General features: G+C 70.1%; 22 protein-coding genes. 11 read left to right on the forward strand and 11 right to left on the reverse strand.

Annotated features, from left to right (window positions below):
* Positions 1-210: 210 nt before the first annotated feature.
* Genes HAV39_RS33745 through HAV39_RS33755 form a run of 3 tightly spaced genes read right to left on the reverse strand, consistent with a single transcriptional unit; the run spans position 211 to position 2,068 of the window.
* A complete protein-coding gene (locus HAV39_RS33745) occupies positions 211-750 on the reverse strand; it encodes a DUF1697 domain-containing protein (protein WP_191843235.1) in 540 nt (179 codons plus the stop codon).
* On the reverse strand, positions 747-1,559 hold the full coding sequence (locus HAV39_RS33750) for an Fpg/Nei family DNA glycosylase (protein WP_191843236.1): 813 nt from the start codon (positions 1,557-1,559) through the stop codon (positions 747-749). Before HAV39_RS33750 ends, HAV39_RS33745 begins: the two co-directional genes overlap by 4 nt.
* A gap of 53 nt (positions 1,560-1,612) precedes the next feature.
* On the reverse strand, positions 1,613-2,068 hold the full coding sequence (locus HAV39_RS33755) for a MarR family winged helix-turn-helix transcriptional regulator (RefSeq protein WP_191843237.1): 456 nt from the start codon (positions 2,066-2,068) through the stop codon (positions 1,613-1,615).
* A gap of 94 nt (positions 2,069-2,162) precedes the next feature.
* Between HAV39_RS33755 and HAV39_RS33760 the strand changes: the two genes are divergently transcribed.
* Both HAV39_RS33760 and HAV39_RS33765 read left to right on the forward strand, forming a co-directional pair.
* Positions 2,163-2,939: a pirin family protein gene (locus HAV39_RS33760; RefSeq protein ID WP_239120601.1), complete on the forward strand. Its 777-nt coding sequence runs from the start codon at positions 2,163-2,165 to the stop codon at positions 2,937-2,939.
* A gap of 209 nt (positions 2,940-3,148) precedes the next feature.
* On the forward strand, positions 3,149-3,898 hold the full coding sequence (locus HAV39_RS33765) for a DUF2071 domain-containing protein (RefSeq protein WP_191843239.1): 750 nt from the start codon (positions 3,149-3,151) through the stop codon (positions 3,896-3,898).
* A 468-nt stretch (positions 3,899-4,366) separates the two neighbouring features.
* Here the strand turns inward: HAV39_RS33765 and HAV39_RS33770 are convergent, their stop codons facing one another.
* From HAV39_RS33770 to HAV39_RS33785, 4 genes are all read right to left on the reverse strand, one after another.
* On the reverse strand, positions 4,367-5,845 hold the full coding sequence (locus HAV39_RS33770; protein ID WP_191843240.1) for an MGH1-like glycoside hydrolase domain-containing protein: 1,479 nt from the start codon (positions 5,843-5,845) through the stop codon (positions 4,367-4,369).
* The gene (locus HAV39_RS33775; RefSeq protein ID WP_191843241.1) at positions 5,842-6,741 is read right to left on the reverse strand and encodes a carbohydrate ABC transporter permease; all 900 of its coding nucleotides are present in this window, start codon (positions 6,739-6,741) and stop codon (positions 5,842-5,844) included. Before HAV39_RS33775 ends, HAV39_RS33770 begins: the two co-directional genes overlap by 4 nt.
* A 14-nt stretch (positions 6,742-6,755) precedes the next feature.
* Positions 6,756-7,718, reverse strand: a complete 963-nt coding sequence (locus tag HAV39_RS33780) for a carbohydrate ABC transporter permease (RefSeq protein WP_191843242.1) — start codon at positions 7,716-7,718, stop codon at positions 6,756-6,758.
* 136 nt (positions 7,719-7,854) lie between these two features.
* The gene (locus HAV39_RS33785) at positions 7,855-9,165 is read right to left on the reverse strand and encodes an ABC transporter substrate-binding protein (RefSeq protein ID WP_191843243.1); all 1,311 of its coding nucleotides are present in this window, start codon (positions 9,163-9,165) and stop codon (positions 7,855-7,857) included.
* Between the two features lie 394 nt (positions 9,166-9,559).
* Here HAV39_RS33785 and HAV39_RS33790 point away from each other — a divergent pair, with 394 nt between their 5' ends.
* From HAV39_RS33790 to HAV39_RS33810, 5 genes are all read left to right on the forward strand, one after another.
* The gene (locus HAV39_RS33790) at positions 9,560-10,582 is read left to right on the forward strand and encodes a LacI family DNA-binding transcriptional regulator (RefSeq protein WP_191843244.1); all 1,023 of its coding nucleotides are present in this window, start codon (positions 9,560-9,562) and stop codon (positions 10,580-10,582) included.
* A 39-nt stretch (positions 10,583-10,621) separates the two neighbouring features.
* Positions 10,622-12,052 (forward strand): GH1 family beta-glucosidase, encoded by a 1,431-nt coding sequence (locus HAV39_RS33795; RefSeq protein WP_191843245.1) that lies wholly within the window; start codon positions 10,622-10,624, stop codon positions 12,050-12,052.
* Positions 12,053-12,202: 150 nt separating this feature from the next.
* Entirely contained in the window at positions 12,203-14,554 is a 2,352-nt protein-coding gene (locus tag HAV39_RS33800; RefSeq protein WP_191843246.1) for a glycoside hydrolase 5 family protein, read from the forward strand.
* Positions 14,555-14,701: 147 nt separating this feature from the next.
* Positions 14,702-16,183, forward strand: a complete 1,482-nt coding sequence (locus HAV39_RS33805) for a GGDEF domain-containing protein (protein WP_191843247.1) — start codon at positions 14,702-14,704, stop codon at positions 16,181-16,183.
* Between the two features lie 36 nt (positions 16,184-16,219).
* Complete coding sequence (locus HAV39_RS33810) at positions 16,220-16,900, forward strand: DUF1345 domain-containing protein (protein WP_191843248.1); 681 nt, start codon at positions 16,220-16,222, stop codon at positions 16,898-16,900.
* Between the two features lie 4 nt (positions 16,901-16,904).
* On the opposite strand, the gene HAV39_RS33815 is transcribed toward HAV39_RS33810, so the two are convergent.
* The 3 genes from HAV39_RS33815 to HAV39_RS33825 all read right to left on the reverse strand — a co-directional run bounded on the left by HAV39_RS33815 (position 16,905) and on the right by HAV39_RS33825 (position 19,957).
* Complete coding sequence (locus HAV39_RS33815; RefSeq protein ID WP_191843249.1) at positions 16,905-18,071, reverse strand: endonuclease; 1,167 nt, start codon at positions 18,069-18,071, stop codon at positions 16,905-16,907.
* A 154-nt stretch (positions 18,072-18,225) separates the two neighbouring features.
* Complete coding sequence (locus tag HAV39_RS33820) at positions 18,226-19,125, reverse strand: hypothetical protein (RefSeq protein ID WP_191843250.1); 900 nt, start codon at positions 19,123-19,125, stop codon at positions 18,226-18,228.
* Positions 19,118-19,957 carry a DUF4262 domain-containing protein gene (locus HAV39_RS33825; protein ID WP_191843251.1) on the reverse strand — a complete coding sequence of 280 codons (840 nt, stop codon included), beginning with the start codon at positions 19,955-19,957 and terminating at the stop codon, positions 19,118-19,120. The genes HAV39_RS33820 and HAV39_RS33825 overlap by 8 nt, the downstream gene beginning before the upstream one ends.
* Positions 19,958-20,205: 248 nt before the next feature.
* Between HAV39_RS33825 and HAV39_RS33830 the strand changes: the two genes are divergently transcribed.
* The 3 genes from HAV39_RS33830 (at position 20,206) to HAV39_RS33840 (ending at position 23,025) form a co-directional block, all read left to right on the forward strand.
* The gene (locus HAV39_RS33830; protein WP_191843252.1) at positions 20,206-20,682 is read left to right on the forward strand and encodes a MarR family winged helix-turn-helix transcriptional regulator; all 477 of its coding nucleotides are present in this window, start codon (positions 20,206-20,208) and stop codon (positions 20,680-20,682) included.
* Positions 20,683-20,937: 255 nt separating this feature from the next.
* Positions 20,938-22,113 (forward strand): hypothetical protein, encoded by a 1,176-nt coding sequence (locus tag HAV39_RS33835; protein WP_191843253.1) that lies wholly within the window; start codon positions 20,938-20,940, stop codon positions 22,111-22,113.
* A 444-nt stretch (positions 22,114-22,557) separates the two neighbouring features.
* Positions 22,558-23,025: a DUF1877 family protein gene (locus HAV39_RS33840; RefSeq protein ID WP_191843254.1), complete on the forward strand. Its 468-nt coding sequence runs from the start codon at positions 22,558-22,560 to the stop codon at positions 23,023-23,025.
* A 113-nt stretch (positions 23,026-23,138) separates the two neighbouring features.
* Here HAV39_RS33840 and HAV39_RS33845 read toward each other — a convergent pair whose 3' ends face one another.
* Positions 23,139-23,855: a hypothetical protein gene (locus tag HAV39_RS33845; RefSeq protein ID WP_191843255.1), complete on the reverse strand. Its 717-nt coding sequence runs from the start codon at positions 23,853-23,855 to the stop codon at positions 23,139-23,141.
* Positions 23,856-24,105: 250 nt separating this feature from the next.
* Here HAV39_RS33845 and HAV39_RS33850 point away from each other — a divergent pair, with 250 nt between their 5' ends.
* Complete coding sequence (locus HAV39_RS33850; protein ID WP_191843256.1) at positions 24,106-24,525, forward strand: hypothetical protein; 420 nt, start codon at positions 24,106-24,108, stop codon at positions 24,523-24,525.
* Positions 24,526-24,696 lie beyond the last annotated feature (171 nt).

Genomic DNA, 24,696 nt, shown 5'->3' on the forward strand with positions numbered 1-24,696 from the left:
CGGCTGATGAAGTCGGCCGCCACGCCCCGCCCCGCCCCGCCGCGTTGATCATGAACTTACGGACGTGTTCACCGGCGTGTCCCTACCTCAACGCCGTGATCACCGGACAGGCCCGCAACCCGGTTTGGTGATCACGGTGGCAGGGTGGCGACACGCCGTCGAACACGGCCGTAAGTTCATGATCAACGCGGCGGGGCGGGGCGTGGGCGGTCAGGTGAGGAGGGTGGCGAGTTTGGTGACGGTGTTCCAGTTGCGGGCGGTGGCGATGGTCACGCCGAGGCGCTTCTGGAAGAGCAGGTGGGTCAGTTTGGTCTCGGCTGCGCCGTCGGGCAGCCACATGTGCACCTCACGCTCGCCTGCCGCGAGCCGCTCCCCCGGTTTGGCCAGCGCCTCGACCTCGGCCAGCTTGGCGGGGTCGACGGGGCCGGACAGGAACACCACGAAGTGGCGGGACGGGTTGTCGGCCACGTCGCCGAGCGGGTCGTGCGCGATGATCCGGGCCAGGTCGGCCCCGTCGCGCACCAGGCAGCCGACGGACATGCCCAGCTCGGCCTCGATGGCCCGCTCCAGCTCCGCGGCCAGCGCCGCCTGGTCGGACTTCGCGCTGCCGAACACCACGTTGCCGCTCTGCAGCAGCGTCTTCACGTCCTCGTGGCCCAGGCCCTCGACCAGCTTGCGCAGGTCGGCCATGGAGATCTTCTTGTGGCCGCCGACGTTGATCCCGCGCAGCAGCCCGGCGTATCGCTTCACGAGGCACCCTTCTGACAGGTGGCGCACCAGTACGAGTTGCGCCCGGCCAGCTCGCCGCGGCTGACCGAGGTGCCGCAGACCAGGCAGGGCTGGTCGGGGCGGCGGTACACGTAGACCTCGCCGCCGTGCCGGTCCACCCGCGGCGGCCGGCCCATCGCCTCGGGCTCGTGCTCGGGGCGCACCGTGTCGATGCGGCCGCTGAGCACCGACTTGCCCATCAGGTCGACCAGGTCGGCCCACAGCTCCCGCCAGCCGTCCGGGGTGAGGGTGCGGCCGGGCGCGGTCGGCGCGAGCCCGGCCCGGAACAGCGCCTCCAGCACGAAGATGAGGCCGGTGCCGGCCACGATCGACTGGTCGAGCAGCAGCGCGGCCAGCGCGTTGTTGCTGCGCCGGATGCGTTCGTACGCCTGCTCGGGTTTGGCGTCGGCCCGCAGCGGGTCGGCGCCCAGGCGGGCGCGCAGCGCGTCGACCTCGGGCGGGTCGAGCAGCTCGCAGGCGGTCGGGCCACGCAGGTCGAGCCAGTGCCGGGTGTTGGCCATCCGCAGCCGGATCTGCCCGACCGGGGGCGGGACGGGCAGGTCCCCGTCGGCGAACTTGCCGTAGAGCCCCAGGTGCACGTGCAGGGTGACGTCGCCGTAGTGGTGCAGCAGGTGCTTGCCGTACGCCTCGGTGTCGAGCAGGACCGCGCCGCTGATCCGGGCCGCGCCCTCGGCGAACCTGCCCTGCGGGCTGGTGACGGCGACCGGCTCCCCCGCGAACAGCTCACGGTGCCGGTCGGCGAGCCGGCGTACGGTGTGTCCCTCGGGCATCGGTACACGATAGTCGGCGGACCGCGCCAAGCTCGCGGCGCGCCCAGCCGGAGTCAGCCGCGCAGGTGCGCCCGCATGCGGGTGTACGCGTCGCGGATGTGCGCGCGGTCGGCCTCGTCGAGGTGGTCGAACATGTGCTCGCGCACCGCGCTGACGTGGCCGGGGGCGGCCTCGGCGAGCTTGGCCGCGCCGGCCTCGGTGAGCTCGGCGTGCATGCCGCGCCGGTCGGCGTCGCACTCGACCCGGCGCACCCACCCGGCATCTTCGAGGCGCGTCACCGCGCGGGTCACCCCGCTGCGGGAGGTGAAGCTGGCGTCGGCGAGATCGCGCATGCGCAGGCGGTGCCCCGGCGCCTCGGAGAGAAGCACGAGCAGCTCGTAATCGGCGAAAGAGACCCCGGAGTCCGTTTCGAGCTGCCGGTCGAGCGCGTGGATCAGCAGCCGGGTGCCCTCCAGGTATGCCCGCCACGTCGCCTGCTCGTCGTCGTCCAGCCACCGCGTCTCAGCCATGCCTCACACTCTACCGGGAATAGTTGACCACGCAACAATGTCGTGTATGCTGAACTCGTTGACAACGCAACGACCCGATCGAAAGGCAACGGCCGTGAAGACCTCCACCGCCAAGCCCCGCCGCGAGCTCATCGACGTCCGGTACGCCGACGAGCGGGCCAAGACCCGCATCGGCTGGCTGGACTCCAAGCACTCGTTCTCGTTCGGTCGGCACTACGACCCGCGCAACACCCACCACGGGCTGCTGCTGGTCAACAATGACGACATCGTCAAGCCCGGCTTCGGCTTCGAGACCCACCCGCACCGCGACATGGAGATCGTGACCTGGGTGCTGCGCGGCTCGCTGGTGCACCAGGACTCCACCGGCCACTCCGGCATCATCTACCCGGGCCTGGCCCAGCGGATGAGCGCGGGCACCGGCATCCAGCACTCGGAGAAGAACGACTCCTGGCGGCTGGAGGGCAACAAGCACGCCGACCCGGTGCACTTCATCCAGATGTGGGTCGTGCCCGACACCGACAACATCAAGCCCGGCTACGAGCAGCTGGAGATCGACGACGAGCTGCTGCGCGGCGGCCTGGTGACGGTGGCCTCCGGCATGAAGCAGCACACCGGCGCCTCCGCGATCCGGATCAAGAACCGGCACGCCGCGCTGCACGTCGCGCGCCTGGAGGCGGGCGGCAGCGTCGAGCTGCCGAACGCGCCGTACCTGCACGTGTTCGTGGCCCGCGGCGCGGTGACCATGGAGCAGGCGGGCCCCCTCGCCCAGGGCGACTCGGTGCGGCTGACCGGCAGCGGCGGCCACCGCATCACCGCCAGCGGTCCGGCCGAAGTGATGATCTGGGAGATGCACGCCACCATCGCCGGCTGACCGCCCCCACAACTGCCGGATCCCCGACCCTGCGCCCCAATCGCGGCCGGGGGTCCGGTCCCCAACCGCTCCCGCACACGGCGGCGGCGCACCCTCGCGGGGTTGCACCGCCGCCGCCGTCGTCTGCCCCGCAGGCATCTTGAGCATTTGCTCAAACTGGCCTACAGTGCGACTTGAGCATATGCTCAAATGCTGAAGGAGCTGCCGAGATGCTGCCGCGCGTACAGAGCGAGATCCAGCGTCGCCTGCTGGTGAACTACCGAGCCGACCCCGACCTGGTCGCCCGCCTGCTGCCCGAGCCCTTCCGGCCGCAGCTCGTGCGCGGCGCGGCCGTGGTCGGCATCTGCCTGATCCGCCTCGCCGGCACCCGGCTGCCTGGCATGCCGCACGTCACCGGGCTACCGGCCACCGAAAACGGCGCGCACCGCCTCGCCGTCGAGTGGGACACCCCCGACGGGGTCCGCAGCGGCGTCTTCATCCCCCGCCGCGACAGCCACTCCCGGGCGACCGTCGCGCTCGGCGGGCGGCTCTACCCCGGCTGGCACCACCGATCCGTCTTCACCGTCGCCGAGACGGACACCGACCTGCGGGTGTCCTTCCGGTCCACCGACGACGAGGCGTCCGTCGACGTGCACGCCCGCATCACCGACCACCTGACCGGCAGCGCGCTCTTCGCCGACCTCGACGAGGCCGCACGCTTCTTCCGCACCGGTGCGGACGGCTACTCGGTGTCCCGCCGCCCCGGCGTCTACGAAGGCCTGCGCCTGCTCTCCCACTGCTGGGACGTCGAACCCGCCCAGGTCCTGCACGCCCGCTCGTCCTTCTACGACGACCACTGCCTGTTCCCCATCGGCACCATCGAACTGGACGGAGCCCTCGTCATGCGCCACCTCCCCGTGACCTGGCAAGCCCTCCCCCCACTGGAAAGGAAGGGCACCTTCACATCGGTTTCCGTATAGGAAGGGCACCTTCTTAACGCGACGCCTGGGGTGAGCCGCGTCGGAGCGCTCTCGGGCGGTGCGCTGGCGGGTCGGCGCGATAGCCTGCGGCGTCACGACGGACCCGACACCTGGAACCGGGAAGACCTGATGATCGGCTTCGTCGGTGACGTGGTCGACCTCGCCAAGCAGGCGATGGGAGCCGAGGGCCACCGCGAGAGCGGCGGCGACAAGCGAAGATCTGTTTCTGTGGACGCTGGGTGTCGTCATGACGACGTCAGGCGTCCACAAAAACAGATCTTGCCGCGTCTCGCCCGGCGGCAACGTAGCCGGCTCGGCCGGCATGCCATTACGGACCGGCCGACACGCCCACCACGAGCCGGTTGGCACACGCATCACGAACACCGGCCGCCACGCCCATCGCGGGCCGCCGCGCATACCGCCGCAGCTCAGCCCCATCGCCACGTTAAGAAGGTGCCCTTCCGCTACCTATAGCGATGTGAAGGTGCCCTTCCTTTCGAGGGTGTGGTGGCCGGGGGCCAGGGGGATGTCGCGGTCCGGGAGCGAGAAGGTGATGGGGGCGTCGGTGGTGACGGTGAGGGTGGAGTCGTCGGCGATGACGGTGACGCGGGTCTCGCCCACGCGGAGGTTGCGGATGCCGGTGCGGCCGGGCAGGTGGGGGCGGTAGTGGACGGTGCGGGTGAGGGCGTCCACGCGGAAGCCGAGCACGTGCTCGATGAGCATGGAGATCGGAGCGAGGGCCGACCAGCCGCAGAAGTCGGGGCGGACCGGGGTGCGGTCGTCCTTGGCGGTGGACGGCGCCGGGCGGGTGGGTGAGTAGGCCTCCCAGATCGTCGCGGGCGAGTACGACGACCAGGTGTCGGCCATGTGCCGGATCAGGTCGAGCGAGGCGCGGTGGGCCAGGTCGGCGTGGCCGGAGTCGGCCAGCGCGCGGGCGCTCGCGTACGCGACGGGGATCCACACGCCGCCCCGCCAGTACATGCCGTCGGGGCGGAACTCGGGGTCGTCGCGGGCCACCGACGGCCAGGGCACCGGTCCGCCGAAGCACTTCGGGTCGGCCAGCGCCGCGGCCAGCGCGTCGGCCTGGGTCGCGTCGCAGGCGCCGGCCAGCAGCGGCCAGTACACCGCGGGCGTGCGCACCCGGTGGAAGTTGTAGGGCTCCTCGGCGAAACGGTCGAAGTAGGAACCGTGCTCCGCCGACCAGAAGTCGTCGACCAGCGCGACGAGCCGCGCGTGATGCGCGTCGTACTCTTCCGCCAGGTCGTCGGAGCCGATGAGCCGGGCCAGCGTGGCGATGGACCGGGCCGACAGGGCCTGCTGCGCAGCGACGTCGAACCACAGGATGCCGCCGGACGTGCCGTGCTCGCCCTGGATCGGCGCGCGGGGCGTGTTGTCCATGCCGCTGGTCACGCCCTCCCACAGGTAGCCGCGGGGCACGCGCTCGACCGTGGTCGCGATGTTGCTGTGCGGGAAGCGGCTGCCCGCCGGGGTGCCCTCCATGAAGGCGAAGTGCTGCTGGAGATAGCGACGATCCCGCAGCAGCCAGCGGACCCGGTCCAGGTCGCCGGTGTGCCGGACGTACTCCAGCTCGGACCAGGCGAACAGCGGCGGGTTGTCCGGGTGGTGGATCTTCAGGGACGTCGGCGCGCCGTCGTACATCGGGCGGTAGAAGTTGTCGAAGCTCTCCACGCCCGGGAACAGGTCGGGGGCGTACTTGCAGAAGTGCGCCATGAAGCACGTGTCCCAGATCCAGATGGTGTCCGGGTCGAACCCCTCGTCCATGTACGGCGAGCGCGGCGCCCCCTCCCGCGTGACGACGTGCTGGTACGCCAGCTCCCAGGCGGCCCAGTACAGCTCGACGAGTTCCGGTGCGGCGTCGAGGACGGGCGCGGGCAGCGCGGACCGGTCCAGCGGCCGGTCGAGAGCTACAGGCTGGGGCAGGTTCATTTGATCTCCGCGATGGCGACGCCCTTGTCGATGTACTTCTGCCCGAGGGCGTACAGGACGACGGGCGGGATGAGCGAGATGACGATGGCCGCCATGAGCATGGGCAGCGACGAGCCGAACGGCGAGGTGAAGTAGAGCAGGCCCAGCGGCAGGGTGCGGTTCTCCTCCCCGGTGAGGTAGATCAGCGGGCCGAACAGCTCGCGCCAGCTGCCGAGGAACGTGAACACCGCGACCACGATGATGACCGGCTTGGACTGCGGCAGGATGATGTGCCACCAGGTGCGCAGGGTGCCGCAGCCGTCGATGCGGGCCGCCTCGTCGACCTCGCGCGGCAGGCTGAGGAAGAACTGGCGGAACAGGAAGATCTCGAACGCCGCGCCGAACAGCTTCGGGATCAGCAGCGGGTAGAAGGTGTCGATCCAGCCGATCTCGCGGTAGAAGCGGTACAGCGAGATCGTCATGACCTGGCCGGGCAGCATCATGGTGGCGAGCACGACCATGAACAGCGCGTTGCGGCCGGGGAAGCGGAAGCGGGAGAAGCCGTACGCGACGAACGACGACGACAGGATGTTGACCACCACGGCGTAGACGGCGAGCCACAGGCTGTTGCCGATGTAGTGCAGGAACTCGTACTTGAAGATGACGTCGGTGAAGTTCTCCCAGCGGAACGGGCTGGGGATCCACTCGAACGGCACGGCGAAGTACTGGTTGGTGTCCTTGAGTGACTGCGACACCAGCCACACGAACGGGAACAGCAGCAGCAGGCAGAACAGGCTCAGCGCGGCGATCCGCGCGGTCAGCTCCCAGCGCGCCCGCGGGTTGCGGCGGCGCTTGAGCGTGTTCTTGGCGGGCGGGGCGGGCGTGGTCGCGGCGGGGCGCTCCAACACGTCTTGCATGGCAGTCCTCCGGGTCAGTTCTGGTCGGCGTCGCCGTACGCGGTGAAGCGCCGGGCCAGCCAGAGCACCAGGCCGGTCAGCACCAGGGTCGCGGCGAACATGATGAACGCCAGCGCCGACGCGTAGCCCATGTCCTGGTAGACGAAGCCCTTGACGTACAGGTAGGTCACGAACGTGCCGAGGCTGTTCTCGTAGCCCAGCGGGTTGCCGGTGGCCACGCCGCCGCTGTTGGCGAACGCGAGCGGGGTCTCGAAGACCTGGATGTGCCCGATCAGCGCCATGACGGTGTTGAACACGATGACCGGCGACAGCAGCGGCAGGGTGACCTTGCGGAACATCTGCCAGGGCCCGGCCCCGTCGACCCGGGCGGCCTCGAAGTAGCTGGCCGGGATGCCCTTGAGGCCGGCCAGGAAGATCAGCATGGTGCCGCCGGCGAACCACACGTTGACCAGGATCAGCGCGACCAGCGCGAGCCAGGGCTTGTCGGAGTCGCCGAGCCAGTTGATCGGCTCGGTGCCGAACAGGCTCAGGAACATGTTGGCCAGGCCGACCTCGCCGCCCCGGAACACCTGCTTGAACAGGTACGCGGTGGCGATGCCGACGAGCAGGCTGGGCACGTAGATCAGGGTGCGGAAGACGTGGTTGCCGCGGAAGTCCTTGAACAGCAGCAGGGCCAGGATCAGGCCCAGGCCGATCGAGATGACCGTCGAGCCGATCACGTAGATCAGCATGTTGCCCGCGATGGTGGCGAACACCGGGTCGTCGGTGAGGATCTTGGAGTAGTTGTCGGTGCCCACGAACCGGATCGTGCGGAACACGTTGGCCTTGGACAGGCTGGTCATGAACGCGGCGATGAGCGGCGCGACGCCGAACATCAGGAAGCCCAGCAGCCACGGGCTGATGTAGAGGTATCCCTGCACCCCCTCCCGCCGCCACCAGCGGCGCTTGGGCCGCTGCGGGTGAAGAGCCATGGTCATGCGGTACGCCTCCGGTCGGGACCTGCGGGAACGGGCGCGGATGGGGGTCGGGCGGGGTGGGCCCGGCCACCCCCGTGGTGGCCGGGCCCGGCCGGCGACGCCCCGCGCGTGTGGGGCGTCGCCGGGAGGGAAAGGGCTACTGCGCCAGCAGCGCGTTGCCCTTCTTCTCGATCTCACCGGCGGCCTGCTCGGGGGTGAGCTTGCCGCGGCCCAGGTCGTCGATGATCAGGCCGACGTCCTTGCCCAGCTCCTCCTTGACGGTCAGCAGACCGGGGCGGAACGCCGGCACCGAGGCCAGCAGGGTCGGCGCGAAGTCCTTCGGGGTGATGAAGTCCGGCAGCTTCTTCAGCGCCTCGGCGTCGACCGGCACGTCGCTGAACTTCGCGAACTCGACCTGGTTCTCGGTCTTGAGCATCCACTTCAGGAACGCCCAGGCCTCCTTCTGGTGCTCGCTCTCGGCGGAGACGGCGTAGCCGTTGGCGCCGGAGTAGAGGACCAGGCTGTCGCCGACCTTCGGCAGGGGGAAGACGCCGATGTTCGGGGACTTGGCGGCGATGTCGGCGAAGTTCCAGGGACCGACCCGGGCCATGGCCACCTTGCCGGTACGCAGGCTGTCCAGGTCGCCGTTGAGCCACTGGTTCTCGCGCTGCTCGTCGATCGGCGGCACGATCTTGTCGGTGAACAGGCTGGCGTAGTCGGCCAGGCCCGCGATGCCCTGCGGGCTGTTCACGGTGACCTTGCTCGGGCTGACGAAGTTGTCGTACATCGAGCCGCCGCGCATCCCGATCAGCGACTCCCAGAAGTTGAGGCTGCCCGGGTGCAGGGCGTACTGGGTGACCTTGCCGGAACCGTTGACCTTGGTGAGCTTCTTCGCCATCTCTTTGAAGGCGTCGAAGGTCATCGGCACGGCCGGGTCGGGCGTGGCCACCCCGGCGGCCTTGAACAAGTCCTTGTTGTAGCCGATCAGCGGCACGGAAATGCCGACGGGCATCGCGTACTGCTTGTCCTGCCAGCCGAACACCCCGACCGGGCCGGGCTGCGCGCCCTTGATGGCGTCGGCGTAGCCGTCCATCTTCTTGAGGTCGGCGAAGACCTCGTTGTCGAAGTACGACGCCGCGAAGCAGGAGCACAGGCCGACCACGTCGTAGGCGTTGCCGCCGGCGGTGGTGGTCTTCACCTTGTCCCAGTACGCGTCCCAGGGCAGGAACTCAGACTTGATCTTGATGTTGGGGTTGGCGGCCTCGAAGCCGTCGAGCCACTTGCGGTAGAGCGCGTCCTTCTCGGGGGTGTTGCTCCACCAGCCCCAGCTGATGGTGACCGGGCCGCTGTCGGCCTCGGGCTCGTCGGAGCTGCCGCAGGCGGCCGTGACGAGCGACGCGGCCAGCAGCAGCGCGCTCAGGACGACGCCGGGCCTCCGGCGGGACTTCCTGGATCGAGCATGCTCCATAGTGAACTCCTGTGAGGTGCGATGCGCGTGGAGAGGTGCGGAAGCGTTGCGTCCGGCCGGCATCGGGCGGGCCCCCGGAGCGATCCCCCGGCGGTCCTGTCGCGATCCATCTAGACGCGATGGCGAACTAAATCGAAACAGTGACCGGGACCATAGCCCGCCCCCGCAAGTACGTCAACACCGTGTTACGCCGGAAACTTTTGCGCCATGTCCGTAGAGGAGCATTACCGCAGATGAGCCTGTATCCCCTCCTGCGTCGGCGATCAGCCGGGTTCCGCCTCGGATCGACCGGGGTCTTCCGCACGACGGAGCGCACTGCTACTGTCCCGGTCCGTAACGAAATCGGTTTAGTAGCAACAGCCAGGGAGCTGCCCATGCGGAACGGAGGACGGCCGTGAAGCGCCCGACCATCGCCGACATCGCCGGCCGCGCGGGTGTGTCCCGGTCCGCGGTCTCGTTCGCGCTCAACGACCAGCCCGGCGTCTCCGAGGAGACCCGGCAGCGGGTCCTCGCCGTGGCGTCCGAACTGGGCTGGCGGCCGCACAGCGCGGCCCGCGCCCTGCGCGGCGGCCGGGCGGGCGCGATCGGCCTGGCCCTGCAGCGGCCCGCGCGGCTGCTCGGGGCCGAGCCGTTCACCATGGAGCTGATCAGCGGCCTGGAGTCCGAGCTGTCGGCCCGCTCCTGCGGGCTCAACCTCCAGGTCGTCGAGGACACCGAGGCCGAGATCGCCACCTACCGCCGGTGGTGGGCCGAGCACCGGGTCGACGGGGTCATCGTGCTCAACCTGCGCGACGACGACCCGCGCGTCGGCGTGCTCGAAGACCTGCACCTGCCCGCGGTCGTCATCGGCGGCCCCGCCGGCACCGGAAGCCTGCCGAGCATCTGGTCGCAGGACGCGGCCGGCATGACCGACGTCGTGGAATACCTTGCCGCGCTGGGCCACCGGCGGCTGGCCCACGTGTCCGGCGACCCGAACATGCGCCACATCGTGGACCGCGCCGAGGCGCTGCGGGAGGTGTGCCGCCTGCGCGGCCTGCCCGAGCCGGCCACGGTGCGCGCCGACTACTCCGACGAGGACAGCGCGCAGGCCACCCGGCGGCTGCTGGCCTCACCGGACCGGCCGACCGCGATCATCTACCACACCGACCTCACCGCGGTGACCGGCCTGGAAGTGGCGCTGGAGATGGGCCTGTCCGTGCCGGACGAGCTGTCCCTGGTCGCGTTCAACGACTCCCGGCTGTGCCGTCTGGTCAACCCGAAGCTCACCGCGCTGGCCCACGACATCCCGGGCCGGGGCGCGCAGGCGGCGCGCATGCTCTTCGCCGCCATCGAGGGCGGGCCGGGGGCCGACTCCCAGCCCGCCGAGCCCTACCGGCTGCTGCCGCGCGGCAGCACCGGGGTCTACCGCACGCGCTGAACCGCCCGACAGGGCCCTCACCCGCAAGGAGTGCCGCCGATGACCGCCCCCACGGAGACCGCGCCCGACCGCCGCCACGCACCCCCGGAGTTCCCCGCGGGATTCCGCTGGGGCGCGGCGACCGCGGCGTTCCAGGTCGAGGGCGCCCTGGACGCCGACGGGCGTACGCCGTCGGTCTGGGACACCTTCACCTCCGTCCCCGGCCGGGTGGACAACGGCGACCGGGCCGACCTGGCCGTCGACCACTACCGCCGCTACCGCGACGACGTGGCGCTGATGGCGCAGCTCGGCCTGAACACCTACCGCTTCTCGGTGTCCTGGCCGCGGGTGCAGCCCGACGGACGCGGCGCGGCGAACAGCAAGGGGCTGGACTTCTACTCCCGGCTGGTGGACGAGCTGCTGGCCAACGGGATCGAGCCGATGCTGACCCTGTACCACTGGGACCACCCGCAGGTGCTGCAGGACGCGGGCGGCTGGGCCGACCGGGACATGACCGGGCGCTTCGCCGACTACACCGCGCTGGTCGCGGCGCGGCTCGGCGACCGGGTTCCGTTGTGGGTCACCCTGAACGAGCCGTGGTGCACCGCGTTCCTGGGGCACGCCTCCGGCATCCACGCCCCCGGCATCGCCGACGACGCCACCACCCTGACCGTGGCCCACCACCTCAACCTGGCCCACGGCCTGGGCGTGCAGGCACTGCGGGCGGCCCTGCCGCGCACCGCGCAGGTGTCCGTCGCGCTCAACCCGGCCCCGGTGCGCACCCCCGTGGACACGCCGGAGAACCGCGACGCGGTGCGCCGCGCCGACGCGCTGCGCAACCGGATCTTCCTCGACCCGCTGCTGCGCGGGGAGTATCCCGCCGACCTGATCGCCGACACCGCGCACATCACCGACTGGGGCTTCGTGCGCGACGGGGACCTGGCCACGGTCACCGCGCCGATCGACGTACTGGGCGTGAACTACTACACGCCGCTGTACGTCGCCGCCGGTCCCGGCCCCGCCGACCCGTACAACCGCTGGGTCGGCAGCGACGGCCTGGTGCACGTCGCCCCCGCCGACGGCCCGTCCACCATCCACGGCGTGGTCGACGCGGGCGCGCTGCGCGAGCTGCTCAACCGCATCCGCCACGACTACGGCCCGGTGCCGATCGTCATCGCCGAGAACGGCGTGGCGTCGGCCGACACCGTCGGCCCGGACGGGCGCGTCGACGACGCGGGCCGGGTCGCCTACCTGCACGCCCACCTGGCCGCGCTGCACGACGCCATCACCGACGGCGTGGACGTGCGCGGCTACGTGATGTGGTCACTGATCGACAACTTCGAGTGGGTGTACGGCTACAGCCAGCGCTTCGGCCTCATCCACGTCGACCGGGACACCCAGCGCCGCACGATCAAGAACAGCGGCCACTGGTTCCGGCAGGTCATCGCCGCGAACGCCCTCCCACCCCTGGACCCGCCCGCAGCCGGCTGACGGGCGTAGCAAGGAGCGGACCCGGGGACGCCTGTGTCCGTATTGGTTCAAAGATGCGCATTAATCGAAGCACGTCGCGTTCGGGGCGCCCGGCCCCGGACGCGGCGCTCCCCCCAGAGCACCAGGAGAGACACAGGTAGGAGACCTGGCATGAAAGCTCTTCGGCTCAACCGGCTCACCGTTCCCCTCGTGATGGCGATGGTTCTCGCCGTGGTCTTACCACTGATGGTCGGCAACAAGGCGAACGCCGCCCCCGGCTTCGTCACCACGTCGGGCACCAAGTTCATGCTCGACGGCAAGCCCTTCTACGTCGCGGGCACCAACAGCCACTACCTCGGCTGGGGCACCCGCGCCGAGGTCGACTCCGTGCTCGGCTACGCCGACGCGAGCAACTACAACGTCGTACGCGGCATCCTGCACTCGGTCACCGGGTCGCTGGACGGCACCACCAAGCCGCACATCTGGAACCCGGCCAGCACCGGCGACGCGTCCAACATGGGCATGCACGGCACGTACCTGATCTACTGGGACACGGCCACCAACACGTACGCCTTCAACCCGAGCACCACCAACGGGCTGGGCCGCTGGGACTACGTCATCGCCAAGGCCGGACAGCTCGGCCTGAAGCTCAACATCGCGATGATGGACTTCTGGCAGTGGGCGGGCGGCACCCAGCAGATCAACTCGTGGTACATCCCCGGCTACAACGGGTCCAGCCACGCGCAGCGCTACACGTTCTTCTACAGCGACTCGCGCACCAAGCAGCTGTACAAGGACTGGGTCAGCTTCGTGCTCAACCGCACGAACAGCATCACGGGCGTGAAGTACAAGGACGACCCGACCATCTTCGCCTGGGACCTGATGAACGAGCCCGAGGTCAGCTCGGTGTCCCTGGCCCAGGGCTGGTACCAGGAGATGGCGTCCTACATCAAGGCGCAGGGCGCCCAGCAGCTGGTCACCACCGGCAGCGAGGGCTTCTACGGCGGTCAGGCGGGCTCCGACCCGACCACCGAGGCCGCCAACGTGCCGGCGATCGACTTCCAGACCTGGCACACCTACCCGACGTACCACAACATCTCCCCCGCGCAGGTCAACAACCTGATCAACCAGCACTGCGCGACGGCGGCGGCCAGCGGCAAACCCGTGCTCATGCAGGAGTTCGCCTACCCGGCCCGCAGCGCGGCGGAGAAGGTCACCCGGTCCGGCATCTACAGCGGCTGGGCCGACACGATCTACAACAACAACGACTGCGCGGGCTGGCTGTCCTGGCGGGTCGAGGGCAAGGTCGTGCCCCCGGCGACCAAGCCGCACCCGCAGGACGACAACGTCGACCCGGCCACGTTCATCTGGCCGCCCGACAACGGCGAAGGCTTCTCCATCTACGGCGAACCCGACACGTCCAAGTCGCAGTACGACCCGGCGTACCAGATGTTCGCGACCCAGGCCGCGCGCCTGATCGCCAAGAACGGCGGCGTCCTGCCGTCGTCGCCGCCGCCCTCTCCCCCGGCCTCGCCGTCGCCGTCGCCCAGCGCCTCACCGCAGCCGCCGGGCACCGTCAACGTCGACGACTCGGTGCAGGGAACCGGGCAGAACCAGTGGAACTACAGCGGCTGGAACCACTGCACCGCCTGCGACGAGACCGCACCCGCGGTCTACTACAACGCCAGCCAGAGCTGGAGCCTCAACAGCGGGGAGACCGCGACGATGGCCTTCAACGGCACCCAGGTCGTCTACCGGGCCGTGACCGGCTCGCACCACGGCATCGCCGCGGTGTCCATCGACGGCGGCACGGAAGTCAGCGTCGACCTCTACGCCGCCACCAAGACCGGCGACGTCGCGGTCTGGACCAGCCCGGTGCTGTCCGCGGGCAACCACACGCTGCGGATCCGCAACACCGGCACCAAGAACGCCGGCGCCTCCGGCACGGTCGTCACCCTCGACCGGGCCGTGGTCACCGGCGGGTCCACCACCTCCCCGTCGCCGTCCGCGCCGCCGGCCTCGCCGTCGCCGCAGCCATCGACCAGCCCGCCGGCCACCGGCTTCGTCAAGGGCATCAACCTAAACGGGCCCGCGGTCGTCATCGAGGGCAACCAGTGGGTCAGCCAGACCCAGGCCCAGTCCACCGGGTTCACCGTCTCCGGCGGCACCGCCCACACCAACACCGTCACGCCCAGCCCGCTGCCCGACGCCGCCACCGTGGACATGCTCCACACCGGGCTGCTCGGCACGGACCTGGGCACCATCACCATGAGCCAGACCGTGGCCAACGGCACCTACCAGGTGTACGTGTGGGAGATGGAGTCGGTGCAGGGCAACACCCGCCGGTTCAACGTCACCCTGGAGGGCATCCTCAAGGCCAGCAACCTCGGTGACCTGGCCCTGAGCCACTGGCGCGAGAACGGCGCGTACACCGTCACGGTCTCCGACGGCGTCCTCAACATCAACGTCACCGGCGCCTACGGCAAGCCCGCCATCATGGGCCTGGCCATCTACCGCATCTGACCCGCCCCGCCGGCCCGCCCCGTGCGGGCCGGCACCTTCCCCAAGATCGCCGTCTCGTATCGGAGCCTGAGGACTGACCTCGTTCTCCGATACGAGACGGCGATCTTTCTTGCGGCATTAGGCTGGAAAGCGGTCCGCGGGGTCGGGATGTACCTGGTACGGCGGGATGTGATGGTGCGCCACCTCAGTGAAGACGTCATCGCCGACGTGGCCGAGGTCGCCGCCGGCTGCGATTCGGTGGTGCGCGCCTGCAACGCCGCGGTGTCGGTGCTGCACGGCCACCTCGGCGCCGCGGTCGACGTGCTGCTGCTCAGCCCCGGTCAGCTGTCGGTCGTCGCGTTCAGCGGCGCGTGGCAGGCCCCCACCGCGGTGCCGAGCCACTACGGCGTGGTCGGGCACGTGCTGGCCACCGGCCGGCCCACCACCATCGACGACGCCTCCATCGCGTACGCGGGCCTGCACACCGGACGCCCCGTCGGCTCCGTGGTCTGCGCCCCGCTCAGCGAAGCCGCCGACCTGCCCATCGGCGTGCTCAACATCGAGTTCGACCACGTCGTCGCCGAACCCGCCCGCTGGGCCGACGAGCTCGCCGAAGTCGGCCGGCGGCTCCGGCGGCGCATCGACGAACTCGGCGGCCTGCCCGCCGAGACACGGGCCGAGCTGCTGCTGCGCCACACGCTCGGCTTCGCCACCGCGCACAGCGGCGCGCAGCTGGCCGAGATGGCCTGCCGGGCCGCCGTCGAGCTCACCGGCCTGGGCAGCGCGACCGTCCTCACCCGGCGGGTCGTCCCGGTGGGCCAGCCGCGCTATCCGCTCCGGCAGACCGCCGCCCACACCGCCGCCGGCGCGCACGACCTGCCCGCGCGCGTCGCCGACCTCCCGCCGCAGACCCTGGCCGAGCTGGTGGACGCCGTATGCCGGCACGGCGCCTCGCACACGCTGGGCGACCCGGCCGGCGAGGACGTCCGCGGCTTCGAACCGCTCGTGCAGGCCGGAGTGCGCACCCTGCTCGCCTTCCCCGTGCGAGCCTCGGCCCCCGAGCCCCGGCTCGACGTGGCGATGCTGGTCATGGACGAGCTGGCGGTGCGCGTCGACCCGAGCACCGTCACCGTGCTCGAACTGCTGATGGCCAACGCCGCCGAATGCTACGAGCGCCTGGGCACGCTGCAGCAGATGCAGGCTCTGGCCGAGACCGACCCGCTCACCGGCCTGCGCCACCTCGGCCCGTTCACCGAACGCCTCGCCGCGACCCGGCCCGGCCGCACCGCCCTGCTCGTCATCGACGTCGACAACTTCAAGCAGATCAACGACCGGCTCGGCCACGCCGAAGGCGACCGGGTGCTCATGGAACTGTCCGCCGCGATGCGCGAATCCCTGCGCCACGGAGACGAGCTGTTCCGCGTCGGCGGCGACGAGTTCGTCGCGGTGCTCGACGTGCCCGACGCCGCGGAGGCCGTCCGGGTCGCCGACCGGCTGGTCGCCGCGGCCCGGGACAGCGGCAGCGCGGTCAGCGTCGGCATGGCGCTGCGCCGGCCCGGCGAGCCCGCCCAGAGCACCCTGCGCCGCGCCGACCAGGCGATGTACACCGCCAAGCAGGACCCGCAGCACTCGGTGTGGTCCGCGGAATGACCTGGTGTCCACGGGGCTGCCGTGGACACTGGGTGCATGGCCGACGTCCCGTCCCCCACGTTCTACCACCGGTGGCTGGGCTGGCACGCCCCCGCGCTGCGCCGCGCGGCCGTCGTCGCCTGCCTCGGAGCGCTCGCGGCCGCCGGGCTGGCCATGCTGACCACCTGGGAACTGGCCGCCATCGGCGGCTGGAACGTGATGGCGCTGACGTTCCTGCTCGCCACCTGGCCGATGATCATCAGGGCGAACGGCACCACGACCCGCAAGCTCGCCGTACGCGAGGACGAGAGCCGGGGCTCCGCCACGCTGCTGCTGCTCGCGGCGAGCGTGGCCAGCCTGACCGGCGTCTTCGTCGCGCTCCGGCTGGCCGGGCTGAACAGCGGCTCGCTGCGCGGGCTGTTCGTCGCCGTCGCCGGGTCGACCGTGCTCGTCTCCTGGGTCGTGGTCAACACCGTGTTCACGCTGCGCTACGCGCACCTGTACTTCCGCTCGCCGGGCGGAGCCGTCCAGTTCGGCGAGCCGCAGCAGGAGCAGCCCGACTACCGCGACTTCGCCTACCTGGCGTTCACCATCGGCATGACCTACCAGGTGTCGGACACGACGCTGCGCAGCCGGCGGATGCGGCGCACGGTGCTGGTGCACGCGCTGGTGGCGTACCTGTTCGGCGTGGTCATCGTGGCCGGCGCCATCAACCTCATCGCCGGGCTGGTGAGCTGACCGGTCAGCCCCAGATCGCCGCGGCCCACTCCGGGTGGTCGATGAACGGGTTGCGGTTGCCCTGCCAGCTGTCGTAGATGACCTGGTTGCGGCGCTTCTCGAAGGCGTCCGGCGGGTCCTGCTGGTTCCACTGCAACAGCACCGACAGCTTGCCGATGTAGGGCACCGATCCGTTGCTGGTGGAGTTGTTCAGCTCCAGGTTGGGCCAGCCGTCCTCGCCCTCGTACCGGATGGCCATGTACATCAGCATCCGCGCGACGTCGCCCTTGACCGCGTTGCGCGGCTCCCACGAGTCGGTGTCGGTGTAGTTGCCCGGAGCCTCGCCGACCGCCGAGCCGCCCAGGTCGAAGTCCTTGTTGCCACGGGTCGAGTTGACCGTCACGTCCTCGGGGCGCAGGTGGTGCAGGTCGGTGCCGGGGCCGGTCGCGGTGCCGAAGTCGCCGTGCGACTGCGCCCAGACGTGCTCGCGGTTCCAGTCGTCGACCCCGCCGCCGTTGGTCGTCTTGCTCTGCGAGCGCCCGCTGTAGATCAGGATGACGTTGGCGGAGTTGTTCGGGTCCTGGTCGGTGGCCTTCAGCCCCTCCCACACCTGCGCGTACGTGATCTTCGTCTGCACCTTGATGATGTTGTGCAGCGCGGTGCGCAGCGCCGGACCGGTCTTGCCGAGCGCGCTCGCGTAGTACGTCGGGTCGTACGGCCCGGTCGACCCGGTCGGCGCGGGCGACGGCGACGAGCCGCCACCGAGGCTCATCGAGGTCGGGTCCTTCAGCCCGCCGTGCGAGAAGTACGCGGTCAGCGTCCCGGTGACGGTCACCTGCCGCCCCATCAGCCCGGGATTGCTCTGCAACCCGAAGGCGCTGCGGTAAGCCGCGGTGACCTGGACGTACAGCATGCGTGAAGTGCTCGACTCGGCCGCCGCGTCGGCGATCGCGATCGCGGTGTCGCCGGTGAATCCCGACTTGATCACCGTGTTCGTCGCGGTCGGCTGCCCGACGATGTAGCCGGCCACCGTCGCCGACCGTCCGTCCTGAGCGGACAGCGCCGCGGCGACCGTCAGCGGGGCCGCCGCCGAGGCCGACATGGTGGCGACGCCGGTGGCCACCGCGACCGCGACAGCCAGCGCCACGGCGAGCCGCCGGCCGCCGATCCTGGTCACCTTCAACGCACTCATGGCCAGAATGCTATGGGTCGCGGCGCGCGGACAGAAGAGGCCTGCTGTCGCATCGCGACGGTTCACTCTCCCGGAGCCAGTACGCCCTGCTCCGCCCGGCATTCCAGTTTGGTCATAGCATCACGCGGCGGTGCCTTGCCCAGCACCCGCACCGCTACGACAGGCGGTGGCTCCACGTCCCGGCGACCACGTCCAACGTCAGCTCATGGGGCATGACGTCGGGCAGCCAGTCCGCCACTCGCCAGCGGGCGTTCGTGGGCGCGAGCGCGAGCGTGACCTGCTCGCCCGCCTGGACCTGCGCGACCGTTCCCACCCAGTGGCCGCCGATGCCCAGCAGTTCGGCGGCGAGCCCCGCCGGCGGCTGCGGCACCATGACGACGGCGTCCTCCCGTGTCCCCGCCGGGTCCGCGGCCTCGATCAGCGCCGCGCCGGCCTGCGCCGCGAGCAGCCTGGCCAGCAGCAGCGGCGGGAGTTCGGCCGACGTCGTCTCCAGGCTGAAATAGCAGTCGTCGTGTCCACTGAACCAGAGGCTCGCGTTCGCCAGCACCGGCAGGATCGGCGCCTTCCCGACATTGTGCGTGTTGACCGTCAGCACCAGCTCCTCGACCTCGGCCGACGTCAGTGGCCCGGCCACATCGAGGATCTCGATGTCGTACGGATACCAGCCGCCGAGCAACCGCGGCATCCGCGACCACGGCATCACCAGCAGATCGTCGGACATGTGCCGGGTAGCCGCCCACCGGATGTCGTGCACCTCCGCGGCGACGCCCTGCTCCTCGGCGATCCGCCCGAGCGGCAGCTGCTGGTAGTCACCGTCCAGCCAGTCGTTCGTGCTCACGTTCAGCACCAGGGCCTGACCCCGGGCATGGGCCGCCAGCAGGTCCACCAGTTCGGAGATGCTCGCGGCGGTCGCGTCGACGCTGTGCACGCCGCCGGCGGACGTGGCGTGGAACGACAGCGGGAACGGGAGCGTGCCCTCCCGGCTCCACACGCCGTTGGCCCGGAACGCCGCACTCCGGTCGACCCGGACCGTGCCGCCCGCCAGGTCACTCATCGGCGAACGCGTGCGGGAACCGCACCCACCGGCCGTCGTGCTGCTGCCAGGACTGGGTGCCCTCGGGCAGGTCGGCGAGCGCCACGACGTGCGGCTGGCGCTCGACCACGTGCCGCAGGTGGACCAGGACCGCGTCGCCCTCCTCGGTGCTGCCGCCGTCGAGGAACTGCCAGTCGCCGTCCGAATCGTGCACGACGCCCGTCACCGTCGTCTCACCGGCCATGACACGTTTCGTCGTATAGACCATGTCGTCCGGGCAGCCGCCGGTGAACAGCCACGGTCCCTCGTCGCGCAGCCTCCGCCACGGCCCGTCCGGGTGCTCGTCGTGCGGCAGCCACAGCTGCGGCTGGACGTCGCGGCAGTGCTCGTCGACGCCGTCGTCCCAGGGGAAGCGGTGCTGCTCGTCCGGCCAGACCAGCTGCAGGAACGCCAGCGGCGGCTGCTGGTAGAAGTCCAGCGCCTGGCCGAACAGGTCGCCGTACCAGCTGTTGTGGATGTATCTGACGGCCAGCCGGTAGTTGTTGATCACGTCGTCGACGAGGTCGTCCGGGCGGAACTCGCGACCGTTTTTGACCAGGTCACCTGCCGCGTTGATCACCTGCATGCAGGTTTCCGTGCGCAGGCCGAAGACGGCGAGTTCCAGGCTGCGGTGGGTGTGCCACAGGCCGATCGAGTAGCCCCAGCCCGGCACGTGCTCCTGCTCCCGGACCCCGACGACGTGCCAGCCGTGGGAGTTCACGTCGCCGGTGATGCGGGCTTGGCGCTCGGTCGACTGCGCGGGCGGATCGCAGACGTGGCAGTGACACGGGAGGGTGCGCAGGTCGCGGGGCATCGGTGCAGTTTAGGCGGGGGCAGGTGGCCCGCCTGGGCGACCTTGAGCTGCTCGTCGCCGAAGTCGGCGATCAGCTTCAGGATGAAGACCGCGTCGCCTGCGCATCTCGGCCAGCCGCCAGCCGCGCACCTCGTCGAGCATCGCGCCCATGGCCGCGTCGAAGGCGTCCCGCCCGCCGGCCGGCTGTTCGACGAACTCGGCTCAAACGATACCGTTTCGAATGAAATGACAGCAGCTAGTATGCCCCCATGACCGCCGACGGCCCCCACCCCACCACCCCTTCACTTACGGCCGGTCGCGGTGCAGGTGCCGCGCCTTTCGCGCTCGGCCTGCTGCTGCGCCAGGCGCACTGGCGCTCGGCCACGGCGATGACGGAGGCCCTCCGGCCGCTCGGCATCGAGTTGCGCCACCTGTCCGTACTGATCGTGCTGGTCGACCGCGGGGCCACTGTGCAGCGGGACCTGGGCACCGCGACGGGGTCGGACAAGGCGGGAATCATGCGGGTGGTCGATGATCTCGAACGCATGGGGCTGGCCGTGCGAAAGTCCGTTCCGGGTGATCGACGGGTGCGGGCAGTGGAGATCACTCCGCAGGGCCTCGAACTTCTCGACGCAGCTCAGGTGGCCGCGAAGCCGTTGACCGATCGCCTGGTCGCCGCGCTGGAGCCGGGCGAACTCGAACAACTGGTGGATCTGTTGACCCGGTTCATCCATCCCTCAGCTTGATCTTCGGTCCGACCGCCGAGGCCCGAGTTCGACAATCTTCGCCCTGCCGGCCTGGCGGAACGCGGTCGACGACGCATGACACGGTCGGCCGCCACATCAGTTGCCTTCCTCACAATCCGCCCAGAGGTTCGTTTAGTAGCGAATGAAACCGTCTTGAATGATACCGTATCTCGTGACGACGCTGAATGCGTTGGCCGGCTGGGCGGAAGATCACAGTGCTGTGCCCGGGAGGCCGCCTGCTCGTAAGGAGAAGAGATGTCCCGCAAGCCGAAGCCACTGGCTCGTGCCAGCGTCCTGGTCGCCGGCATGGTGCTGCTTCAGGCGTTGCTCGTCATGTGGTTCGCCTGGCCGACCCAGAAGGCCGCCCCACGCGACCTACCGGTGATCGTCGCCGGCTCGACCCAGGCGACCGCAGCCGTCGTCGACCAGTTGCGCACCGCGCGGCCTGGCGCGTTCGACATCTACACCGTGCCCGACGCCACGGCGGCCGACGCGGACCTGCGTAGTCGTTTCGCCTATGCCGCCTTCATCGTCGAACCGACCGGGGTCAGCCTGCACGTCGCCTCGGCCGCCAGCCCGACCGTGTCCACCCTGGTCAGCCAGGCCGCCAAGGAGATGGACAACGACGACCTCCTCACCGTGACCGATGTCGTCGCGACACCGGTCGACGACCCGCGCGGCGCAGGGCTGAGCGCTGCCTTCCTGCCGTTACTGCTGACCAGCCTCGCCTGCGGGGTGGCTCTGCTGTTCCTCGTCAGATCACACGGCCTGCGGGTAGCCGGGCAGATCGTCTTCGCCGTACTCGCGGGTGGGATCGCAGCCGGCGCGATGCGCGGCATCGGCGTACTCACCGGCTCCTACCCGGCCACGGCGGGCGCGATCGCCCTGCTCGCGCTCGCCGTCAGCGCCACCGTCGCGGGCCTCGGCGCGGTGCTCGGCAAAGCCGGGATCGGCCTCGGCGCGCTGCTGGTGTTCTTCTCCGGCAATCCGATCTCCGGCCTCGCCACGGCACCGGAACTGCTGCCTGCGCCCTGGGGAACGATCGGCCATTTCCTGCCCCCCGGCGCGGGTGCCGGCCTGCTCCGCTCAGTCGCGTTCTTCGACGGCGCCGGTGCCGCCCAGCCACTGTGGATCCTCGTCAACTGGGCTGCCGCCGGCCTCGTACTGACGGCGCTCGGGCACTTCCGCGACCGCGCGACACCGCCCGTGTCGGCCGTCCACGCGACAGGCAACGCGATGACGCTGCCGAGAGGCACCGTCCACGTTTCCGCGCATGCCATGCTCAGCCGAGGTGATCGACCCCCAGCCGGGCACGCACCCTACAGCGCGGCTTCGCAGACGCGGACGCGGGCAGCCGACCAGGAAACGACACAGCATCGGCAGGGCTGGCTGGCCAGGACTTGTCGGCCGGCTCGCCACTGCCGAACGTAGCAGCCGTCGCAGCCGCGCACCGCCGGCTACCTGGCCGAGGCGCTGTCGCGACGGCTCGCGTGTCCACTCACGCCGGCGGATCTCGGGTTACGCTCGGGCGATGAACCGGTCTACGACCCGGCGGTCCTGCCCGGTGCCCCGGTCGCAGCCGCCGCGCGACTCGGGCCGGCGGGCGCGGACCGCCGCACGCTGATCTCGGGCGCCGCGTATTCGGTCGCCGCGCTCGTGCTGCCGCTCCAGCAGCCGGAGATCGCGGCGCGCGCACGCCGCACGCTCTCGTCCCGCCGGCACGGTCGGGCAGGGCGAGATCGACGCGGTACGGCAGATGACGGTCGCGTTCAACGCCGCCGACGAACGCCTCGGCGGCGGGCACGCCCGGAGCGCCGTCGTCGAGTATGTTCGGGCTCGCAGCCTGACGCGCTGGTGAGCGCAGATAGGACCCGCATGAGCATCCATCTGGTCCTGCGCCGGATAGCGCGGGCAGACTATGAACGTGCCCACCGCGACGGGGTGCTCTACGCCGAGCACACCGAGCAACTCGACGACATCAGCCAGGCTTGGGACGAGCTGCAACGCGTCCTCGCTGACGGTGACATGGACAACCCGCCGTTGGAGGCCCAGGCGCTCTGCGGCGGGGACGTGTTGCCCAACGACGACAACATGGACTACGGGGGCGTGAGGCTGATCCCACCGGAACGTGTGGTTGAGATCAGCCGCGCTCTGTCCGACCTGACCGAGCCTGAATTCCGACGCCGCTACGAACAGGCCGACTTCACCGGGGCCTACAGCTCCGGCCCGGAAACTCAGCCCGGCCGGACCGTCGGCCAGCTGCTGTCCTTGTTGGAACCGCTCGGCAGCTTCTATTCCGAAGCCGCCCGCAACGATGAGGCGGTGGGCTACTGGTACGGCTGACGACGCCTCAGTCCTCGGTCCTCGGTCCGATGTCTGCCGATGCTGTCGGCTGGCCGGTTCGCCTCGGCCGTCGGGTCGGTCGCGGAGACGGCTACGCAGGTGAAGCGGAGACCTCAGGCGGTGGTCGGCTGCAGCAGTCGCTCCGGCATCTCGACGACCTCGGCCGCCGGCGGGGCCTGCGTCTGGACGGTCACGCCGTACCGGTACCTGGTCACCAGGAAGGCTCCGGGAAGCACGGTGTTGAGATCGATGGCGAACTGGTCGAATCGTCCGCTCGCATCGAAGCGGGCGTTGAAGGGCATTCCGCGCGAGGTGTTCCATGTGCCCGTGGGGCCGACGATGGAGGGTCCGGTCCAGGAGCCCGTCAGGTCGACCTCGCCGCCGAAGGTGTTGGTTCCCTCGCGCCAGAGGGTCTGGACCGCCCGAGCCGTATACATGACGCCGTTCGGGTTGGCCGGGTTGGCGAGGTTGAAGGAGCTCTCGGTGAGCCTGTCGGCTGGCGCATGCATCCATGCCGAGCCGGCCGTGGCGCCTCCGAGGCGCAGCCATACGTCGTCGCCCAGCGTGATGAACTCGAAGTCGTCCAGCTTGCCGTTGATCGGGATCTGGCCGGACACCGATCCTTTGCGGGTTACCGGGTCGAACTGGCCACTCAGGGTGAGTTTGTCCTGCAGTTCCACTTCGAAGCCGAAGGGCTGAGCAGTGAGAGCCGAGGTCGCTGCGTGGAAAGCGGCACGTGCGTCGGTGGCGGTCGATGACGAGGACGGTACGGCCGGCTCGGCAGATGCCGAGCAGCCGGTCAGCCCGAGCGCCGCGCCTGCCAGCATCATGGCCAGCGTGGATACAGAGCGTCGATACATGTGAATTCCCGTGGAGCTGGAGCCGATTCGCGTCGGCGTACCATACCGTCCTGCGTCGTCGGATGGTGCGTGACTTCGGCGGACTGCCTGACGGTGGCGGCGGGCGGAACGAGGGGTGTCTCGGCCGGAAAGAGCAGGTTGGTTGGGTGGTCCCGGGTGGTGATCTCCTTGCCGGCGGCCAGCACGGCCAACTGCGTGGCAGCGCGGCATGATCTCGTGCGTGATCAGCCACTTCCGTGACTTGTTCGGGCACGTACGCCTGAGGCCAGGCATGTATGGCGTGCAGACCTACGCCGAGACCGCCTCGTTCGTGACCGGCTGTGATGCCGCGACGGGTTGGCTGCTGCTGGAGGGCTTCCACGAGTGGCTCATGGTCCAGCTCGACGCGGAGAGTTCGCTGACGTGGTCAGCGTTGATCCTCGAACTGACCCTTGGCACCGAACGCCCATCCGCCCGGCAGCTGTCTGCCGAAGCTGAGGCAGCGGCCCATGACCGGCTGTTCGATCTGCTCGACCAGTTCCTCGCCGTGAAGGAGCAGCGCGACGGCCTACGCCAGGTGTTCGCCGCGTACTCGGCGCGCCGCGCCGAGTGGGACGCGTTGCTGGCGGAAGAACTCGACGACGAAGACGCCAGTCCGTAGCGCGTACCGGCTCCGTGCCCGTCGCCGGGGTCGCAGGGTTGCGGTCCAGAGGGCCATCCACGGGCCGCAAGTCCCGGTGAAGGAGGGGTCCCCGACCTTTTGCGCCGGAACTCCCTGTGATCAGGTCGGGGGGTCGCTCATAATCGCCCGGTGAAAACGGAGAACAACGAC

Origin of the sequence: Catellatospora chokoriensis, assembly GCF_011297315.1 — a bacterium.
Lineage (GTDB): Bacteria > Actinomycetota > Actinomycetes > Mycobacteriales > Micromonosporaceae > Catellatospora > Catellatospora citrea.

Excerpts from the sequence above, each read along its gene's own strand:
- HAV39_RS33750 (WP_191843236.1), bottom strand. The coding sequence starts at position 1,559 with ATGCCCGAGGGACACACCGTACGCCGGCTCGCCGACCGGCACCGTGAG.
- HAV39_RS33755 (WP_191843237.1), bottom strand. The coding sequence starts at position 2,068 with ATGGCTGAGACGCGGTGGCTGGACGACGACGAGCAGGCGACGTGGCGG.
- HAV39_RS33765 (WP_191843239.1), top strand. The coding sequence starts at position 3,149 with ATGCTGCCGCGCGTACAGAGCGAGATCCAGCGTCGCCTGCTGGTGAAC.
- HAV39_RS33770 (WP_191843240.1), bottom strand. The coding sequence starts at position 5,845 with ATGAACCTGCCCCAGCCTGTAGCTCTCGACCGGCCGCTGGACCGGTCC.
- HAV39_RS33775 (WP_191843241.1), bottom strand. The coding sequence starts at position 6,741 with ATGCAAGACGTGTTGGAGCGCCCCGCCGCGACCACGCCCGCCCCGCCC.
- HAV39_RS33780 (WP_191843242.1), bottom strand. The coding sequence starts at position 7,718 with ATGACCATGGCTCTTCACCCGCAGCGGCCCAAGCGCCGCTGGTGGCGG.
- HAV39_RS33785 (WP_191843243.1), bottom strand. The coding sequence starts at position 9,165 with ATGGAGCATGCTCGATCCAGGAAGTCCCGCCGGAGGCCCGGCGTCGTC.
- HAV39_RS33795 (WP_191843245.1), top strand. The coding sequence starts at position 10,622 with ATGACCGCCCCCACGGAGACCGCGCCCGACCGCCGCCACGCACCCCCG.
- HAV39_RS33800 (WP_191843246.1), top strand. The coding sequence starts at position 12,203 with ATGAAAGCTCTTCGGCTCAACCGGCTCACCGTTCCCCTCGTGATGGCG.
- HAV39_RS33805 (WP_191843247.1), top strand. The coding sequence starts at position 14,702 with ATGTACCTGGTACGGCGGGATGTGATGGTGCGCCACCTCAGTGAAGAC.
- HAV39_RS33810 (WP_191843248.1), top strand. The coding sequence starts at position 16,220 with ATGGCCGACGTCCCGTCCCCCACGTTCTACCACCGGTGGCTGGGCTGG.
- HAV39_RS33815 (WP_191843249.1), bottom strand. The coding sequence starts at position 18,071 with ATGAGTGCGTTGAAGGTGACCAGGATCGGCGGCCGGCGGCTCGCCGTG.
- HAV39_RS33820 (WP_191843250.1), bottom strand. The coding sequence starts at position 19,125 with ATGAGTGACCTGGCGGGCGGCACGGTCCGGGTCGACCGGAGTGCGGCG.
- HAV39_RS33825 (WP_191843251.1), bottom strand. The coding sequence starts at position 19,957 with ATGCCCCGCGACCTGCGCACCCTCCCGTGTCACTGCCACGTCTGCGAT.
- HAV39_RS33830 (WP_191843252.1), top strand. The coding sequence starts at position 20,206 with ATGACCGCCGACGGCCCCCACCCCACCACCCCTTCACTTACGGCCGGT.
- HAV39_RS33835 (WP_191843253.1), top strand. The coding sequence starts at position 20,938 with ATGTCCCGCAAGCCGAAGCCACTGGCTCGTGCCAGCGTCCTGGTCGCC.
- HAV39_RS33840 (WP_191843254.1), top strand. The coding sequence starts at position 22,558 with ATGAGCATCCATCTGGTCCTGCGCCGGATAGCGCGGGCAGACTATGAA.
- HAV39_RS33845 (WP_191843255.1), bottom strand. The coding sequence starts at position 23,855 with ATGATGCTGGCAGGCGCGGCGCTCGGGCTGACCGGCTGCTCGGCATCT.